The sequence below is a fragment of the Streptomyces sp. NPDC059247 genome (assembly GCF_042754005.1).
GTDB lineage: Bacteria > Actinomycetota > Actinomycetes > Streptomycetales > Streptomycetaceae > Streptomyces.
The window spans coordinates 252220-269500 of record NZ_JBHYZW010000004.1 but is presented as its reverse complement, the minus strand read 5'-3'; the positions used below and the strand labels follow the sequence as shown (position 1 = coordinate 269500).

General features: G+C 74.0%; 16 protein-coding genes. 9 read left to right on the top strand and 7 right to left on the bottom strand.

The annotated features are described in order from the left end of the window. Positions 1–245: 245 nt before the first annotated feature. Positions 246–986, top strand: a complete 741-nt coding sequence (locus ACFXGN_RS11115) for a DUF4240 domain-containing protein (protein ID WP_384856425.1) — start codon at positions 246–248, stop codon at positions 984–986. Positions 987–1144: 158 nt separating this feature from the next. Here the strand turns inward: ACFXGN_RS11115 and ACFXGN_RS11110 are convergent, their stop codons facing one another. After that, complete coding sequence (locus tag ACFXGN_RS11110; protein ID WP_384856422.1) at positions 1145–2023, bottom strand: lytic polysaccharide monooxygenase; 879 nt, start codon at positions 2021–2023, stop codon at positions 1145–1147. 186 nt (positions 2024–2209) lie between these two features. Beyond that, positions 2210–3043, bottom strand: a complete 834-nt coding sequence (locus tag ACFXGN_RS11105; protein ID WP_384856420.1) for a lysozyme — start codon at positions 3041–3043, stop codon at positions 2210–2212. Positions 3044–3302: 259 nt separating this feature from the next. On the opposite strand from ACFXGN_RS11105, the gene ACFXGN_RS11100 reads away from it, so the two are divergent. Then, a complete protein-coding gene (locus ACFXGN_RS11100) occupies positions 3303–3785 on the top strand; it encodes a MarR family winged helix-turn-helix transcriptional regulator (protein WP_384856417.1) in 483 nt (160 codons plus the stop codon). Between the two features lie 561 nt (positions 3786–4346). On the opposite strand, the gene ACFXGN_RS11095 is transcribed toward ACFXGN_RS11100, so the two are convergent. After that, positions 4347–5135 (bottom strand): hypothetical protein, encoded by a 789-nt coding sequence (locus ACFXGN_RS11095; RefSeq protein WP_384856415.1) that lies wholly within the window; start codon positions 5133–5135, stop codon positions 4347–4349. A gap of 372 nt (positions 5136–5507) precedes the next feature. On the opposite strand from ACFXGN_RS11095, the gene ACFXGN_RS11090 reads away from it, so the two are divergent. The 6 genes from ACFXGN_RS11090 (at position 5508) to ACFXGN_RS11065 (ending at position 12001) form a co-directional block, all read left to right on the top strand. Next, positions 5508–8495 (top strand): nitrate- and nitrite sensing domain-containing protein, encoded by a 2988-nt coding sequence (locus tag ACFXGN_RS11090; RefSeq protein ID WP_384856839.1) that lies wholly within the window; start codon positions 5508–5510, stop codon positions 8493–8495. Continuing rightward, positions 8492–8983: a roadblock/LC7 domain-containing protein gene (locus ACFXGN_RS11085; protein WP_384856413.1), complete on the top strand. Its 492-nt coding sequence runs from the start codon at positions 8492–8494 to the stop codon at positions 8981–8983. The genes ACFXGN_RS11090 and ACFXGN_RS11085 overlap by 4 nt, the downstream gene beginning before the upstream one ends. After that, the gene (locus ACFXGN_RS11080; protein ID WP_366440286.1) at positions 8980–9393 is read left to right on the top strand and encodes a DUF742 domain-containing protein; all 414 of its coding nucleotides are present in this window, start codon (positions 8980–8982) and stop codon (positions 9391–9393) included. The genes ACFXGN_RS11085 and ACFXGN_RS11080 overlap by 4 nt, the downstream gene beginning before the upstream one ends. After that, entirely contained in the window at positions 9374–10096 is a 723-nt protein-coding gene (locus ACFXGN_RS11075; RefSeq protein ID WP_384856411.1) for an ATP/GTP-binding protein, read from the top strand. Before ACFXGN_RS11080 ends, ACFXGN_RS11075 begins: the two co-directional genes overlap by 20 nt. Before the next feature lie 29 nt (positions 10097–10125). Then, positions 10126–11361, top strand: coding sequence for a styrene monooxygenase/indole monooxygenase family protein (locus tag ACFXGN_RS11070; protein ID WP_384856410.1), 1236 nt, complete (start codon positions 10126–10128; stop codon positions 11359–11361). Positions 11362–11482: 121 nt separating this feature from the next. Then, positions 11483–12001 carry a DUF6584 family protein gene (locus ACFXGN_RS11065; RefSeq protein WP_384856409.1) on the top strand — a complete coding sequence of 173 codons (519 nt, stop codon included), beginning with the start codon at positions 11483–11485 and terminating at the stop codon, positions 11999–12001. Positions 12002–12218: 217 nt separating this feature from the next. Here the strand turns inward: ACFXGN_RS11065 and ACFXGN_RS11060 are convergent, their stop codons facing one another. From ACFXGN_RS11060 to ACFXGN_RS11045, 4 genes are all read right to left on the bottom strand, one after another. Beyond that, positions 12219–13625, bottom strand: coding sequence for an NlpC/P60 family protein (locus ACFXGN_RS11060; protein WP_384856407.1), 1407 nt, complete (start codon positions 13623–13625; stop codon positions 12219–12221). A gap of 74 nt (positions 13626–13699) precedes the next feature. Next, positions 13700–14044, bottom strand: a complete 345-nt coding sequence (locus ACFXGN_RS11055; RefSeq protein WP_384856405.1) for a hypothetical protein — start codon at positions 14042–14044, stop codon at positions 13700–13702. Next, positions 14041–14799: a TetR/AcrR family transcriptional regulator gene (locus tag ACFXGN_RS11050; protein ID WP_384856403.1), complete on the bottom strand. Its 759-nt coding sequence runs from the start codon at positions 14797–14799 to the stop codon at positions 14041–14043. The genes ACFXGN_RS11055 and ACFXGN_RS11050 overlap by 4 nt, the downstream gene beginning before the upstream one ends. Before the next feature lie 250 nt (positions 14800–15049). Next, positions 15050–15985 (bottom strand): diiron oxygenase, encoded by a 936-nt coding sequence (locus ACFXGN_RS11045; RefSeq protein WP_384856400.1) that lies wholly within the window; start codon positions 15983–15985, stop codon positions 15050–15052. A gap of 180 nt (positions 15986–16165) precedes the next feature. Here ACFXGN_RS11045 and ACFXGN_RS11040 point away from each other — a divergent pair, with 180 nt between their 5' ends. Continuing rightward, positions 16166–17275 carry a ferritin-like domain-containing protein gene (locus tag ACFXGN_RS11040; RefSeq protein ID WP_384856397.1) on the top strand — a complete coding sequence of 370 codons (1110 nt, stop codon included), beginning with the start codon at positions 16166–16168 and terminating at the stop codon, positions 17273–17275. Positions 17276–17281: the final 6 nt, after the last annotated feature.

Here is a 17281-nt window from a genome sequence, read left to right as displayed (position 1 = left end):
GGTAGCCGTTGACCGTACGGAAGCGGTGACCGTACGGAAGTGACGGTCTTACGGAGGTCACGACCGTACGGCCGGGGCGGTCGTGCGCGGGAGGCGACCGTACGGCCGGGCCGGAGGGGTGGGCCGGAGGGGTGGGCCGGACGGACCGGCCGGTGGTGAACGGTGAGTGGCGAGCGGGGTGTTCCGTACGGAACACCCCGCTTCGTCGTGCTCCGCTGTCAGTGGCGCCTGCGATGCTCGTACCCATGGACGAACACGCCTTCTGGGCTCTCATCGACGAGTTGAGCCGACGGCCCGGTGACCGGGACGAGCGGCTGGAGTGGCTGACCGGGCGGCTGCTGCGACGGCCGGCCGCCGAGAGCGCGGTGTTCCAGGCACGTCTCGAGCGGGCGTGCGCGGCGGCCCAGCGGGAGGAGCTGTGGCGGGCGGCGGACCGGGTGGAGGGCGGAGCCTGCACCGACGACGGCTTCCACTACTTCACGCTCTGGCTGGTGGCGCAGGGGCGCGAGGTGTACGGGGCGGTGCTCGCCGATCCGGACGCGCTGGGCGGTCTGCCGGGGATACGGGCGCTGGCGGGCCGTCCCCGCGACCTCTGGCACGACGACGAGTGGCCGGAGTGGGAGGAGCTGGACTACGCGGCGCAGGACGCGTTCGACGAGCTGACCGGCCAGGAGGACGACGACGGGGAGGAGTTCCTCGACGCCGTCGAGGCGGCGGAGGAGGCCGCGGTGGCGGCGGGGGAGTGGGAGCTTCCGGAGGGCCGGGGGTCCCTGGGCGACCGGGACTTCCCGGCGGACCGGGACCTTCCGGGTGACCGGGAGTCCTCGGACGGCCGAGGGCTCGGGGACGGCCGTGGGGGACCGGAGTTCCCCGGTGGCCGGGTGGATGAGGGGGAAGAGGGCGGCGGTTCGCGGGGGTCCCGCCCGGAAGGGGTGGCGTTGCCCCGCCTCACCGCCCTCTTCCCGGTCGGGGCGCCCGCCTCCTGATCGTCATCGGGAGGCGGGCGGAGGGACCGGGCCCCGGGGGCCGTGGGAACCCCCGGGACCGGGAGGCCCCGAAGGGCCCGGAGCGGTCCCGGATCAGGAGGGCCTTCGGGCGCCGAAGGCCCTCGGTGCTCCGGAGGACCTCAGGGCCCGGCGGGTCCTCAGGAGGCCGAGGAGTTCCGGCGGCGGCTCAGCAGCAGGCTGCCCGCCGCGAAGGTGGCGAGGGCGCCCGCTCCGGCGAGGGCGGGCACGAGCGGCGAGGACGACGTGCCCGTGGTCTCGGCGGAGAGCGCCGGGGCCTGCTCGTCGCCGCCGTGGCCCGCGTGGCTCACGGTGGACAGGGCGACGCCCGCCGCGATCTTCGCCTCGGTCGGGGCCTGGGCCTTCGCCTGCGTGGCCGCCGCACCGCCGAAGGTGACGTCGGAGCAGCTGTAGAAGGCCTCGGGGCTGTCGTTGCGCTGCCACACCTTGTAGACGATGTGGCGGCCGGTCCGGGCGGGGAGGTTGCCGGTGAAGTTGTAGAAGCCGTCCGTGGCGGTGCGGGCGGTGTTGTGGACGGCGACGGGGGTGGCGTCGAGGTCCGACCACTTCAGGGGCTGCGTGGGGTCGAAGCCGGGCTTGGTGATGTAGACGGTCATGGTGCCCGAGTGGGCGGCCGTGACCCGGACCTTGAAGTTGAAGGCACCCGTGGCGACGGCCGTGGCCGGCCAGTCGGTGCGCGCCCAGTCCAGCGCCCGGTACTTGGCGCGGTTCGCCGAGCAGAGCTTGCCGTCCGGGATCAGCGCCTGGTGCTGACCTGCGGCGTTGGCGATGTTGACCTCGTTCCAGTCGTAGAGCGGCTGGGTGCCGGAGTCGGCGACGAGGTCCTTGCAGACCTGGGACTTGGGGGTCTCGGGACCCTCGGCGTAACAGGCGGCCACTCGGCTGACCGGGTTGAAGACAGCTCCGTGGGCGGCGGCCGTGGTGGGGGTCAGGCCGACGAACGCGGTGGCGGCGGACAGGGCGGCGACCCCGGTTGCGGCACGGCGGTAGGACAACATGCGGGGGCTCTCTCTCGTGGGGGAGGAAAGGTACGAGCAACGCGCGCTGAGTCCACGGAAGTTGAATTCCGTGCGACCGCCAAGAGCGTCGCATTGGTCCATACCAATGAGCAAGGGGTCGGGCGGAAAAAGCCGTGGCGGCCCCCGGGTGCCGTCGCACCCGGGGGCCGCCACCGACGCGGGGCGTCAGCCGTTGGCGAGCGCCCGCACCCGTGACTGGTCCCCGTTGAAGTGGTTGTGGTCGCCGACCGTGGGGCCGGTGGAGGTGTACTGCCACATCGTGTAGTACTGCCATCCGGCCGGGAGTTCGCCGACCGTGGCGGCGTACCGCGCGATCCACAGCGGGTTGGTGGCGGCGAAGGCGGAGGAGTTGCCGGTGCACTGGGTCCACCAGCTGGTCGCGGTGTAGATGACGGCGTCCCGGCCGGTCCGGTATCTGTACCGGTCGGTGAACTCGCGGATCCAGGCGACCATTCCGGCCGGGGACTTGCCGTAGCAGGTGGCGCCGTACGGGTTCCACTCGATGTCGAGCACGCCCGGCAGGGTCCGGCCGTCCTTCGACCAGCCGCCGCCGTTGTCGGCGAAGTAGTCCGCCTGGGCGGCGCCGGTCGTCGTGTCCGGGGTGGCGAAGTGGTAGGCGCCCCGGATCATCCCGATGCCGTACGAGCCGTTGTACTGCTGGGTGAAGGAGGTGTTCTTGTAGTAGGTGCCCTCCGTCGCCTTGACGTAGGCCCAGGTGACGCCGCTGTTCCACAGGGTGGACCAGGCCACGTCGCCGTTGTGGCTGGAGACGTCCACGCCCTCGGTCTGGACGGCCTGGGTGGAGCTCCCGCCGGGGGTGGAGTCGCGTCCGTCGTGGGCGAGGACGCCCATGCCCATGCTGGCGGAGCCGCGCGGGGGTACGGTCCGCGCGCCCGGGTCCTGGGCGGCGCCGGCGGGCGCGGCGAGGGGGAGGAGGAGGGCCAGGGCCGCGAGTGCGGCTCCGGCGAGGGTCGTCGTTCCGGATCCGTGCACACGCATGGCGTGCCTCCGAACGTCTCGGCGGGGGAGAGGCATGACCGTATCCTGGTGTGGACATGTCATTTCAGGTGCGGGTGCGACGCTACGCGCGGAGACCCGGCCGACGGAAGAGGGTCGGGATTCCGCCGTTGGTCTACTCCTGCGAAATACTGGGGGAGCTGCGGCGACGGCCTCGGCCGGAAGAAACTTTCAGCGGCCCGAAAGCCAGCGGCCCGAAAGCCACCGGCCGGGCACCGGAGAACGTGTGGGAGGTGCTGTCGTGCACAGAAGCGGTACGGGAAGCGGGGGCCGGGTGTCCCCGCCCGCCACGGTCGACCGCGAGTTCCTGGCGCTCGAACGCGAACTGGCCGTGTTCCTGCGGCGCGCCCGCGCCCAGTCCGGCGAGATGGCCCGCGAGGTGCACCCCGAACTGGAGCCCGCCGCCTACGGCCTCTTCGTACGGCTCGACGACGCCGGGCCCCAGCGGGCCACCGAACTCGCCGGGTACTTCGGGGTGGGGAAGGCGACCATGAGCCGCCAGCTGCGGGCCCTGGAGGACCTCGGGCTCGTCGCCCGCGACCCCGACCCCGCCGACGGGCGGGCCTCGCTCGTCCGGCTGACGGAGGAGGGCCGCGACCGCTTCCGGCACGTACGGGACGCCCGGCGCGAGCGGTACGTCCGCAAGCTCGCCGACTGGGACCGCGCCGAGGTCGCCGAACTGGCCCGCCTCCTCAACCACTTCAACGTCCGCTCGGAGGGGTGAGGCGCGGCCGGTCGCGCGGCGGAGGCGTCGAGGCCGCTCCTCCCCGGTGCGCGGCCTCCCCGGCGCACCGCGCGACCGGCACCGGGGATCGGCACCGGGCGATCGGCACCGCGCGACCGGCACCGCGAGGCGGTGAACCCCCGGCGGGCGCGCGGACGGCCGCCGGGAGAAGGGCGGCTGGGCCGTCCCGTCGGGCTCCCGTGGACGCGCGCGGACGGCGGCGCGGCGGCGTTCCCCGCCGTGACCCCGTTCGCCATGACGTACCCGTGGACGCGCGCGGACGGCGGCGGCTCCGGTGAGCACCGAGAGGGGCGCGCCGGGCTGGCCGACGAGCACGGGGGCGACGCGGACCTGAGCGCCGGGACCGGGTCCGGCCGCGGCCACCCGGCGAGCGCCCGGACAGCCGCGCGGGCGCGGCGACACCCCGGGTGACCGGGTCGGACCCCGTCGCTCGGCCGGCCCCGGGCCCCCACCGGCCTCTCCCGTTCCCGACCGGGCCGCGCTCCCGACCGGGAGCGCGGCCCCGTCTCCGGTCAGGAACCCGCCCCCGGCGGGCCCTCGTCAGCCCGGGAACTCCACCAGCGCCGCCGTAGCGTCGTCGTGCCGCTTCCAGCGGCGGACCCCGCCCGCCACGGCGTCCGCCTCCTCCAGCGCCCTTACCCGCCGGAGCAGCCCCAGGGAGCCCTCCTCCCTCAGCACTCCCACGCACTTCGTCCAGTCGCCCGCGCCGAACAGATCGACCCAGCGGCTCGCGCCGTCCGTCAGCGCCGCCAGGGACCGCACCCGCGCACGGGGCGTCGAGCCCGTCACCGCCCGCGCCGCGACCGCCGGATCGGCCGCCGCCGTGAAGAACCCGCCCTCCCGGTTCCGCAGCCGGTCCGTCGCCGCCAGGGACCGCAGCACCTCGTCCGGCACCCGGTCCAGCCGGTCGTCGAGCACCGCCCGTACCGCCCCGTCCGGCCCCTCCAGGAGGAGGACGGAGTCGGAGAGGACGAGGTGCTCGACCGAGGTGTCGTCCCACCGCGCCAGCACCACGGTCGCCTGAGGCGTACGCACGTGAGAAAGGTCACAGGTGTCGCGGTGGGCGTCCGCGGTGCGCCGGATGGCCGAGGACAGGATCTCGGACAGGGGCACGTCAGGCCGGGAAGCGGACAGTTCGGTCAAAGCACCGCCGAGGCGGGCCGTGAACCACGGCACGGTGTGCACACAACCGTCATCACCCGCGGGTGGTGTGACGCCGTCGAGGAGGACGACGGTTCCCCCACGGCCGGAGGCGGGCAGGGTGGCGGCCACCCAGTCCTCGTTGGGGCGTTCGGGGCTGCCGGGAAGGGTGGCGACTTCACTGCGCATGTCGTCCAGTGTGCCCGCCCCGGCGCCCTCCTTCACCGGACCTGCAAATGACCGGAAATGGCCTGTACCAAGCCCCCGGAGCCCTTCCCGGGCAGGGAAGGGACCTCCGCGCCGGACTGCGGGCGGGCATCCTGCCAAAGCCCGCGCGGAAGATCCAACCGACGCTCCGCCGAGCCCCGTACCCGCCGTCCGGGGAAGTTGTTCGCCAACTCGGGAGTGCTGTTCACTCGTTCGGGTGGCGGAGCGGCCGATGCGCGTCTCCTTCCCGGAAGCGCTGGAATGGTCGGAAGCCGTACCAGGGGTGGGGGGCGCTCCACGTGACCGGTCGTCACCTCTGCTTTGTGGGCGGACGAGTCAAGAATGCGAGCACCGGTGCAGATGAAGCGGCCTCGGAGCAACAACGGCACGCGGAGCCGGACCCCCGGTGCAGCACCGACCCCGGACGGCACGGCCCCGGTACCCCCCGCGGGCCGGTCCAAGCGCGTCCGCAACCGGCTCGTCGCGGGCGTCGCCCTCGTCGGCATCACCGTCCTCGTCGCCGGGGCCCCCGCGCTCCTCACCGCCTCCACCCAGCTCAACGACTCCCAGCGCCTGGTCACCCTCGCCGAACTCGACCGGCAGGCCGTCACCCTGGCGCACTCCCTCTCCGACGAGCGCGACGAGGTCGTCGCGTACATCGCCGCGGGACGGGACGGCCAGAGCGCCGACGCCCGGCACAAACGCCAGGTCACCAGCGTCCGGTCGACCCGCGTCGACCGGCAGATCGACGAGATCCGGCCCGGCGCGACCACCGAACTCCGCCGTGACCTCGCCGGAGTCCCCTCGATCCGGCGCACCGCCCTCACCGGCAAGGGCACCGCCCTCGAAGCCCACCGGGCGTACACCGAGGTCATCGGCAAGCTCCAGGCCCTCGCCGACGAACTGGCCGACAGGACCCCGGCCCGCGCCGACGGCACCGCGCTCACCGAGGCCACCCGCGCCCCCGCCGCCCTCGGCCGCGCCGTCGAACAGGCCTCCGCCACCCGGGGCCTGCTCGTCGCCGCGCTCTCCGTGCCGCAGCCCGAGGGGACCGGCGAGGCCCGCTACGACTCCACGACCGGCACCTACGTCACCGAGGAGCCCGAGGGGACCGCCGAGGCCGAACGGGCCCGCGACACCCTCGCCGCCGCCGCCCAGCAGGCCCGCGTCCGGGAACTCGCCGCCCTCGGCGACTTCGACCAGGCGGCGGGCTCCACCGCCCGCGACTCCCTCGCCGCCACCGTCGCGGGACCCGACGTCAAGAGCGCCGAGCGCTCCCTCGCCTCCCTCACCGACCAGCCCAGGCTGACGCGGACCGAGCGCGAGACCGACCCGGTGGCGCTGGAAGCGGTCCTCTCCGCCCGGATCGAGCAGATGCGGGGCGTCGAGTCCGCGCTCGCCGCCGAGCGCGTCGAGCGGCTCGCCGCGCTCCGCGACGACGACGTCACCGGCCTCGAACTGCGCATCGCCTTCCTCGGCGGCTGTCTGCTCGTCGCCGTCGGCATCTCCACCTATGTGGCCCGCACCCTCACCCGGCCGCTCGCCGTGCTCCGCATCGGCGCCGCCCGGCTCGCCGCCGCGCCCGCCGCGCACACCGAGGAGCCGGTCCGCTTCACCGGCCGCAACGACGAGTTCGCGCAGGTCGTGCGCTCCCTCAACACCCTGCACGGCAAGCTGTCCGGGCTCGTCGCGCACAACGAGTCGCTGACCGACCGGATCGGCGACGGGCAGGCCGACCTGGCCGCCGCCAAGGAGGCCCTCGGCGCCGAGCTGGCCACCCGAAGCGCCGAGCTGGCCACCCAGCGCGCCGAACTCCAGGGCCGGGTCGCCCTCCTCACCGCCGACCTCGAACGGCTCCGGGGCACGGTCCAGCACACCTTCGTCAACCTCTCGCTCCGCAGCCTCGGGCTCGTCGAGCGGCAGCTCGGCGTCATCGAGAAGCTGGAGGAGCGCGAGCAGGACCCGGACCGCCTCGCGACCCTCTTCAAGCTCGACCACATGGCGACCGTCATGCGCCGCCACAGCGAGAACCTGCTGGTCCTGGCCGGACACGAGCACGGACACGGGCACGCCGGTCCCGTCCCCCTGGTCGACGTGCTGCGCGCCGCCGTCAGCGAGATCGAGCGGTACGAGCGGGTCACCATCCACTCCCTGCCGCCGCACGCCCAGATCGCCGGATTCGCCGCCGACGACCTCAGCCACCTGGTCGCGGAACTCCTGGAGAACGCCACCTCGTTCTCGCCGCCGGACGCCGCGGTCCAGCTCTCCGGCTGGCTCCTGGAGACCGGCGAGGTCATGCTCTCCGTGCAGGACGCGGGCATCGGCATGACGCCCGGCCGCCTCTCCGAACTCAACGCGCGCCTGTCCGGGGCCGACCCGGACGCCTTCGACGGCGAGGGCCTCGGCATGAGGGTGATCGCCCTCCTCGCCGCCCGCCACGGCGTCCGCGTCGAACTGCGGGAGCAGCAGCCGGGCGGCACGGCGGCCGTGGTGGTCCTGCCGCCGCCGCTGCTGCCCGCCACCCCGCCCGCGACGGTCACGGAGCCCGTACGGGTCTCCGGCGCGGTCCCCGTGATCCAGCTCCCCGGCTCGGTCGCCGAGGCCAACTCGAACACCCTGCCGTCCCGGCACCGCGACCCGCTCGTGGAAGCGGCGGAACGCGCCTACCTGGAGGCGATGGGCGGCGCGCCCGCCCCCGCCGAGGACCGGACGCCCCGCCCCCGCCGAGGACCGGACGCCCCGGCCCACCCGGCGGCGGACGCACCCCCCGCCCAGCCGCACCCCGCGGCGCCCGCCCCCGAGCGCCCCCACGACCCGGCGCCCGCCCCCGGGTACGGGACCGCCGAGGACCGCCACGAGTCTTTGTACGACGGGCCCGCCACCCCCGAGGCCCCTGCTCCGCAGCCCCCCCCGCGCGCCCCGCTCGGCGAGTCCGTCTCCGAGACCACGCTCCAGGTGCGGCTGCCGGTCCCGCCGCCGGAGCCGGACGCCCACGAGCGCGCCGCCGACACGGCCGCCGCGCCCGCCCCGGAGACCCCCGCCGTCTCCGAGGACGGGCAGACGGTTCCCGGACCGCGCCCCGCGCAGTGGGAACGCGTGACCGACAAGGGACTGCCCAAGCGCACCCCGCAGGTGGTGCGTCAGACGGGCGCTGCGGCCACCACCCGAAAGGGTGGTGTCGACGCGGAGGCGCTCCGCCGCCGCCTGGGCGGATTCCACCAGGGGGCCAAAGCGGGCCGCCGTGACGTGGAAGTGGAGTTGGACACGGCACGCACGGAGGCCGTAAGGACTGCACGTACAGAGGAGATGACGGGGGACACAGTCGAGGAGGCACGCAGTTGACCGCGACGGGAACGTACGGACTGAGCTCGGAAGCCCGAAACCTGCAATGGCTGCTGGGAAACCTGGTGGAGGAGGTGCCCGGTGTCCGGTCGGTCGCCGTGGTCTCCTCCGACGGCCTGATGTTGCTCTCGTCCGACCCTGCCGCCCAGCAGAACGCGACGGTCGCCGCCGAGCCCGGACGGCCCGGAGGACCGCGAGGTTCCAGCGCCGACCTGGCCACCATCGTCTCCGGCATCGGCAGCCTGACCATCGGCGCCGCCCGCCTCATGGACGGCGGCGGAGTGAAGCAGACCATGGTCGCCATGGACGAGGGCAGCGTGTTCGTGATGTCGATCAGCGACGGCTCGCTGCTCGGCGTGCACGCCGAGCCCGACTGCGACATGAGCGTCATCGCCTACCACATGGCGCTCTTCGTGGGCCGCGCCGGCCATGTGCTCACCCCCGAAGTCCGCAGCGAGCTGCGCAAATCGATGGAGAGCACCCAGTGACGTCAGCCTCCCACGCCCACCGGCTGCCGGTCCGGGGGAACGGGCGGCGCCCCGCGCGCGTCCGCCCGTACTCGCTCACCGGCGGCCGTACCCGCTTCGGCCACGTCCTGCTCGTCGAGACCTTCGTGGCGGCGCTCGAAGCGCCCGCCGAACGCAAGGTCCTGACGGACGGCGGACCCGGGGCCCGGGGTCTGATGCCGGAGATGCGGGCCATTGTCGAGATCTGCCGCCGGATGCGGACGGTCGCGGAGATCTCGGCGCTGTTGAAGATGCCGTTGGGGGTCGTCCGGGTGCTGCTCAGCGACCTGGCCGACCAGGGAAAGATCCGCGTGTACGGGACCGGTCACGGCACCGGCCAGCCCGACCGCGCGCTCCTCGAAAGGGTGCTGAGTGGACTCCGTCGTCTCTGACGCCTCCGCCGCCTCCGCCACCACGGCGGCGCCGGTCATTCCCGTGCAGCCCGGGACGGACCTGTTCCACAGGGCCGCCCCGCGTCCCGGGGCCGCCGCCCCGGGCGTCCCCGATCCGGAGGACGGCGCGCGGGACTGGCAGCTCGACCACAGCCGCGCCCCGATCGCGACGAAGATCGTCGTGGCGGGCGGCTTCGGCGTCGGCAAGACCACGTTCGTCCGCGCGGTCTCGGAGATCACCCCGCTCCAGACCGAGGCGCTGATGACCCGGGCGAGCGAGGAGACCGACGACCTCAGCGCCACCCCGGACAAGCTCACCACCACCGTGGCGATGGACTTCGGCCGGATCACCCTGGACAACGACCTCGTCCTGTACGTGTTCGGCACACCGGGCCAGCAGCGCTTCTGGTTCATGTGGGACGACCTGGTGCGCGGGGCGATCGGCGCGATCGTGCTGGCCGACACCCGGCGGCTCACGGACTGCTTCCCGGCCCTGGACTACTTCGAGAGCTGCGGGATCCCGTACATCGTGGGCGTCAACCACTTCGAGGGCACCGAGCTGTTCGAGGTGGCCGACGTCAGGGAGGCCCTGACCGTACCCGCGCACGTCCCCGTTGTGATCATGGACGCGCGCAAGCGGTACAGCGTCGTCGAGAGCCTGCTCGCGATGGTCGCGCACGCCCTCGACGCCACTCCCGAATAGCCCTCACCAGCACGCCAGGAGCTCCACCCATGCGGAAGATACTCATAGTCGGCGCGGGCCAGTCCGGTCTGCAGCTCGCCCTCGGCCTCCAGTCGCGGGGGTACGAGGTCACCCTCATGTCGAACCGCACGGCGGACGAGATCCGCTCCGGCCGGGTGATGTCCACCCAGTGCATGTTCGACACGGCGCTCCAGCACGAGCGGGACCTCGGGCTCGACTTCTGGGAGTCCCAGGCGCCGAGGATCGAGGGCCTCGGTGTCTCCGTCGCCGCACCCGACTCGACGCGCGCGGTCGACTGGGTCGGGAAGCTCGGCGGGCACGCGCAGTCCGTCGACCAGCGGCTGAAGATGTCCGGCTGGATGGAGACCTTCGCGCGGCGCGGCGGCCAACTGGTGATCCACGGCGTGGCCGTCGGTGACCTGGACTACTTCGCCCGCAGCTACGACCTGGTGCTCGTCGCGGCGGGCAAGGGCGAGCTGGTGTCCATGTTCGGCCGGGACGCGTCCCGTTCGCCGTACGACGCCCCGCAGCGCGCCCTCTCGGTGGCGTACGTCCACGGTCTGGGGCCCCGCCCCGAGCACCCCGAGTTCGACGCGGTCCGCTGCAATCTGGTGCCGGGCGTCGGCGAGCTGTTCGTGATGCCGACGCTGACCGTGAGCGGACGCGCCGACATCCTGTTCTGGGAGGGCGTCCCCGGAGGCCCGGTCGACGTCTTCCAGGGGATCAAGGACCCCTCGGAGCACCTGGCGCTGACGCTGGGACTGATGGAGAAGTTCCTGCCCTGGGAGTACGCGCGGGCGACCCGGGTCGAACTGACCGACGCGGGCGGCACCCTGGCGGGCCGGTACGCGCCGACCGTGCGCAACCCGGTCGGACGGCTCCCCGGCGGCGGTCTGGTCCTGGGCGTCGCGGACGTCGTCGTGGCCAACGACCCGATCACCGGCCAGGGTTCCAACTCGGCGTCCAAGTGCGCCGCCGCGTATCTCGCGGCGATCGTCGAGCACGGCGACCGGCCCTTCGACGAGGAGTGGATGCGCGCCGCCTTCGACCGTTACTGGGAGACGGCCCGGCACGTCACCAAGTGGACCAACGCGATGCTGGCCCCGCCGCCGGAGCACGTCCTGAACCTCATCGGCGCGGCGGGCGCCCTCCAGCCCGTGGCCGACCGCTTCGCCAACGGCTTCGACGACCCCTCGGACTTCGAGAACTTCTTCTACGACCCCGAGAAGACCTCGGCGTACCTGGGCGAAGTCACCCCGAACTGACCCCGGTCACCGCCGGGGGCACGGCGGTCCGGGGCCGTTCCCGCGCGCGTGGAGCCCGTCCCCGGGCCGACGGGTGGAAAACCCTTCGGGCCGGGCGGGGGTGTTGCCCGATCATGAGGGCATGTCCCTCTCGAACACCCTGGCCCGCGCGGACGCCGATCTGGCCGCCGGACGGGTCCCCCTCGCGCGTCAGCGGCTGCGCGGGCTCGTCTCCTCCTTCCCGTGCGAACCGGCCCCGCGCCGCCGTCTCGCCGGGGTGTACCGGCTGTACGGGGACCCCGCCGAGGCGGGCCGGTGGACGTATCTGGAGGAGGACCGGGACGCGGCGGAGACCGCCGCCTTCGAGGCGCGGTACGGCGCCGCCGCCCGGCGGATGAAGGCCCTGGCCTGGCGGGGTCCTGAGGCCCTCGCCGCCACCTCCTTCGCCCGGGACCGGCTGGCCGAGGTCCGCGAGGCGTGCTCCGCCGAAGTGGGGCGGCCGGTCGGCTGGGACGAGCCCGTGCCCGTCGACGGGGAGCACCCGGAGCCGGAGGACGGCGGCGTCTCGGTCAGCGGTGTCCTCGCCGGGACCGGCTGTCTCCTGTGCGTGCTGGCCACGGTCTACATCTGGATCCTCGGAGTCATCTCCCTGTTCGAATGAGACACCCGCGCGCCCGGTGTACCCGCGCGCCCGGCGGGCCCGCGTCACTGGTGTACCCGCGCCCCGGCGTACCCGCGCCCCCGGTGTATCCGAGTCACCGGCGTACCCCGCGCTACCGGCGCGCCCGCACCGGCGTACCCGTATCACCGGCGTACCCGCGCCCCCGGCGGCCCGCATCCGCCCGGCGCGGGTGCCCCGTCCCGGCGCCCGGCCGACGTCATGACCCGTCGTACCCTTCGTCCCCGCCCTCCCTCGCCCCCTTCGGGAGGGGCGGCGGGGTGTACTCCGGGAGGGCCGTGCCGTCCTCGTCCGGGCGGACCGCGCCCAGCAGCGGGTTCGCCGCGATCGGGGAGACCTTCACCGTGGCGCCCGGCCGGGGCGCCTGCACCACCAGGCCCTCGCCCAGGTAGAGCGCCACGTGCGTCGCGCCCGGGAAGTAGACCACCAGGTCGCCCGGCCGCAGCTCCGCCAGCGGCACCCGGGGCAGTTCCGCCCACTGTTCCTGGCTGGTGCGCGGCAGCTCACGGCCCGCCGCCGACCACGCCCGCTGGGTGAGCCCCGAGCAGTCGTACGTCTCCGGGCCCTCCGCCCCCCACTCGTACGGCTTGCCGATCTGCTCCACCGCGAACCGCAGGGCCTCCGCGCCCGCCCGGCTCGGGTTGCGCCGCCCGGCGAGGACGCCCGAGTCGAGCAGCTCCCGCTGGGCGCCCGCCGTCTGGACGCGTTCCAGTTCCGTCAGCCGGGCCAGTTGCCCGGGGGAGAGGGCCGCGAGCAGCTTCTCGACCTCCGCGAGCCGGGTCCGCACCTCGTCCCGGCGGGCGAGCCGCGCCGTGGCGAGGGTCCGCTGCCGGTCGAGGGCCCGGCCGGACTCGGCCGCCAGGGCCGCCGCCCGCCGTTCGGCCCCGACCAGCCGGGTCACGGCGGTGGCGCGGTCGCGGGACGCGCGGGCCATCAGATGTCCCTGGTCCAGGGCCGACCGGGGGTCGGCGGAGAGGATCAGCCGCAGATACGAGGAGAGCTCCGACCTGCCCTGGTACTGGTCCCGGGCGATCCGCCCGGCCGCCGCACGGCCCTGTTCCAGCGAGGCGCGGGCGGCGGTCAGCCGGGCCGTGACCTTCCCGGTGTCGGCGGTCTGGCGCTTCAGGGACTCCTCGGCGGCGTTGAACCGCTCGGTGGCCTCCTCCGCCTGCCGGTAGAGCGTCCGCATCCGGGTGAGCAGGGCGGTGACGGAGTCGCCCCCGGACGGGGGGAGCGCGGCGGCGTCGTCCACGGGTCCCGCCGGGGGGAGGGACGCGGCGGAGTCTGTTTCCGGAAGGTCACCGGCGGCCGGGAGGTCCCCGGCTCCCGGGAGGTCCGGGGCCGGTGGCACGGGCTCCCCGGGGTCCGACGGGGCCGCAGGATCGGTCCGATCAGTCCGGTCCGCCGGAGGTTCGGGGACCGGCGGGGCCGGGTGCGGGTCCACCGGGCCCACCGGTTCCGCCGCCGGGTCCGCCCACGCGATCGGCGCCTCGGCCACCGGTTCGGGCGGCGGTTCGGGCGCGGCGCCCGCCGGGGCGATCCCCGTCAGGGCCGTGGCCGCCGCCAGTGCCCCCGTGCAGACCGTGCGCAGCAGTCGTCGTGACACGTCACCACCTCCACGGGGATGATGACGGGTCACTTCATCTGATTACCGTACGAATGGGGGCGCGCCCGAGGGCCTCACCCCTTCGGCTCAGCGTCCCCCCGGGCCGCCGTCCCCGGGCGGCCGTCCCCCGGGCCTTCGCCGCCCGTGTCGGCGGCCCTCGGCTTCGACCACGGCCACCGCAGCTCCCGCCGCTCGCGGCCCCCGGGGGCGTACTCGTACACCCAGCCCCGCTGGAGGCCGAGCCGCTTGGTGTAGCCCGAGGGCTCGCGCCGGTACGCGTACACCGTCGGCGGGCGGCCGTCGTGCGCCGGGACCGGGACCTCGTACCACTTGGGCGGGTGACCGGTCGGGCCGAGCAGGATCGGCAGGACCCGGCCGTCGAGGGGCCCGCCGCGGAAGGAGGTGTTCTGGCTTCTCACCCCTCCAGTCTCCCCTCCGCGTCCCCTTCCGGCCGGAGCAGGTGGGCCGCCCCGCCGAGGACCGGTGCCACCCGGCGCGCGAGCCGGGCCACCGGGCCCCCGGGCGTCTCCTGGGCGAGGAGGCGTCCGACGACCCGCGCGGTCTCCCCGTCGCCCGCCGCGGTCGCCGCGAGCTGCGCGAGCAACTGGTCGACCAGCCAGTCCCGCAGCTCCCCTGCGGGGGGCCGCTTCTCCTCGTCGAGCCAGATCAGCGAGGCCGCCTCCACGGCGGCGATCCACGTCCTGACGAGCAGGGCGAGGCGGGGGCCCGGCCGCTCCGCCCCCAGATGGACGAGGATCTGTTCGGCCGCCGCCCGGCGCACCTCGTCGACGATCGCGCTGGTCCGGGAGGTCTCGGCGACGCTGCCGCCCCGCAGCAGGGCGCTGAACCCGGCGTCGTGTCCGTCGACGAAGTCCAGGTACCGGTCGAGCACCCGGCCCAGCCGCTCGGTGGGCGGCCCGGCCGAGGGTTCGGCGAAGCAGCGGTTCAGGGCGTCGGCGGAGGAGCGCAGGGCGGCCTCGTACAACTGCTGCTTGCCACCGGGGAAGTAGCGGTAGACGAGCGGCCGGGAGACCCCGGCGGCCTCGGCGACGTCGTCGAGCGACACGTCCTCGGGGGCCCGGTGGGCGAACAGCTCCTGGGCCGCGTCGAGCAGTTGTCCGCGCCGTTCCTCGACGCTGAGCCGGCGGTACGCGGGCGTGGCGGGACTCGTCATGTCCGGCAGCGTAACGGCGGGGCGCCGGACCCGGTCCGGCCGGGAGCCGTCACGGACCCGGCCGCCCCCTCGCCCGCCGCCCGGCATCCCGTGATCCCGCGCCTTCCCGTGTCCGCCCGCGCCGCCCCTCCCGTACCGCGCCCGGCCCCGGCCTCCGGAGCCTCCCCACGGCCCCTGGCCCGGGCCCGCGCGCTTCCGGCCCCCGGCCGTCCCCGCTCCAGGACCGGCCCCCGGCCCCCGGCCGCCGTCCTCAGGCCAGCAGGCCCGAGGACCTCCAGAGCCTGCGGCCCGGTCCGCGCAGCATCCCGATGTCGTCGAAGAAGTCCGTCAGCCGCTTCGCGCCGGAGCGCATGACCTCCGTCCGGTGCCCGCTCGCCCGCACCTGGGCGACGGCCTCCCGCCGGTCCAGGCCCACCGCCTCGTACACCCGGGGGTTGACGAAGCAGTCGGAGAAGACCCGCGCCGCCTCGCCGGAGCCGAGCCGGGTGAACTCCCGCTGCCAGCGCGGGGCGGTCACCATCTGGCGGCGCAGCTCCTCCCGGGCGTACCGCACGTGGCGCGCCTCCTCGACCACGTGGATGCGGGTCACGCCCCGGACGAGCGGCTGCACCCGCTCGTCCGGGAAGGTCAGCCGCTGCATCCAGTCCAGGATCTCCTCGCCGAGCAGCGTCGCAGCGAACGAGCCCGGGGTGGTCGAGACGCTCTTCAGGACCCGCGCCAGATGGTGGTGGAGCCTGGGCACCGGGTACGCGGGCTCCCCGATGGTCCGGATCATCCGCGCGAACATCATCGAGTGCCTGCACTCGTCGGCGATCTCGGTCAGCGCGTACCGGACGTGGTCGCTGGTCGGCGACTTGTCGTAGACGTGCCGGACCAGCAACTGGATCAGGACGAGCTCGAACCAGATGCCGAGGGAGGCGAGCGAGACGGCCTCGTGGCGGGAGAGCGCGATCCGCTGCTCCTCGGACATCCGGTGCCAGAGCGGGGTGCCGTAGAGGGAGACCAGCTCGGGCGGCCAGAACCACCGGCCCGGCTCGAAGGGCGCGTCCCAGTCCAGCTCGGTGTCCGGGTCGTACGCGTGCTTGCGGGAGGCCTCCAGGAGGCGCCCGGCGACCTGTTCACGGTCGCGCAGCGGCCCCAGGGCGTCCCGGAGGAGACTGAAGTCGGGCTCGGTGAAAGGGGGCATGGTCGCGCACCTCGCTGGGCTCGCCGTCGTCGTGTCGCCGGGGTCGGTCTTTATGAGACTGCCCGTCAGCAAAGCCCGTCAATCCCTTCCGTGCGACTTGTTGACGATCCGTCTACCACGTGTGAGCCTGGCCGCGGAACCGCACCACGGGACAGGCCCGAGCCCCCGAAGGAGACGTCAGTGTCGACGCGCGACCTCTACACCACCGCCCCGGCCGCCCCCGGCTGGCAGATCCCCGCCACGGGCGCCGCCCGCTTCTCCTGGGAGTACGACGAGGGACGCGAGCGCCTCCTCGCCCTCTACCAGAAGGGCAAGGACAAGCAGTGGGACGGCGCCACCCGCGTCGACTGGGACCTGGAGGTCGACCCGTACGACCCCCTCGGCACCCCCGACGAGGTCCTCACCCTCCACGGCACCCGCCACTGGGCGAAGATGACCGAGAAGGACAAGGGCGAGCTGCGCAGGCACTACACGGCCTGGCAGTTCAGCCAGTTCCTCCACGGCGAGCAGGGCGCCATGATCTGCGCCGCCCGGATCGTCGAGTCCGTGCCCGACCTGGACGCCAAGTTCTACTCCGCCACCCAGACCATGGACGAGGCCCGGCACGCCGAGATCTACGGCCGCTTCCTCCACGAGAAGATCGGGATGCTCTACCCGATCAACGACAACCTCAAGGGGCTGCTCGACGACACCCTGCGCGACTCCCGCTGGGACATGCCCTACCTCGGTATGCAGGTCCTCATCGAGGGCCTCGCGCTCGCCGCGTTCGGCATGATCCGCGACACCACCGACAAGCCGCTGCCGAAGCAGATCCTCACCTACGTGATGCAGGACGAGGCCCGGCACGTGGCCTTCGGACGGATGGCCCTGCGCGACTACTACCGGCAGCTCACCGACGCCGAGCGCGCCGAGCGCGAGGAGTTCGTCATCGAGGGCTGCTACCTGATGCGCGACCGGCTGCGCGGGGTCGAGGTCCTGGAGAACTTCGGCATCCCGAAGAAGGAGGCGGAGGAGCTGAGCGAGCACACCGAGTTCCTCCAGATCTTCCGCAAGCTCCTCTTCAGCCGGATCGTGCCCTGCGTCAAGGACATCGGCCTGTGGGGCGAACGCCTCCAGAAGGCCTACGTGGACATGGGCGTCTTCGACCTCGGCGACTCCAGTCTCGACCTGCTGATGACCCAGGACGAGGAGATCGCCGAACGCCTCGACGCGGAGCGCTTCGCCCAGGAGGAACGGGCCCGGGTGACGGAGGTCGCGGACGCCGTCGCGGAGGGAGCGGCGGGGGAGTAGGGGAGC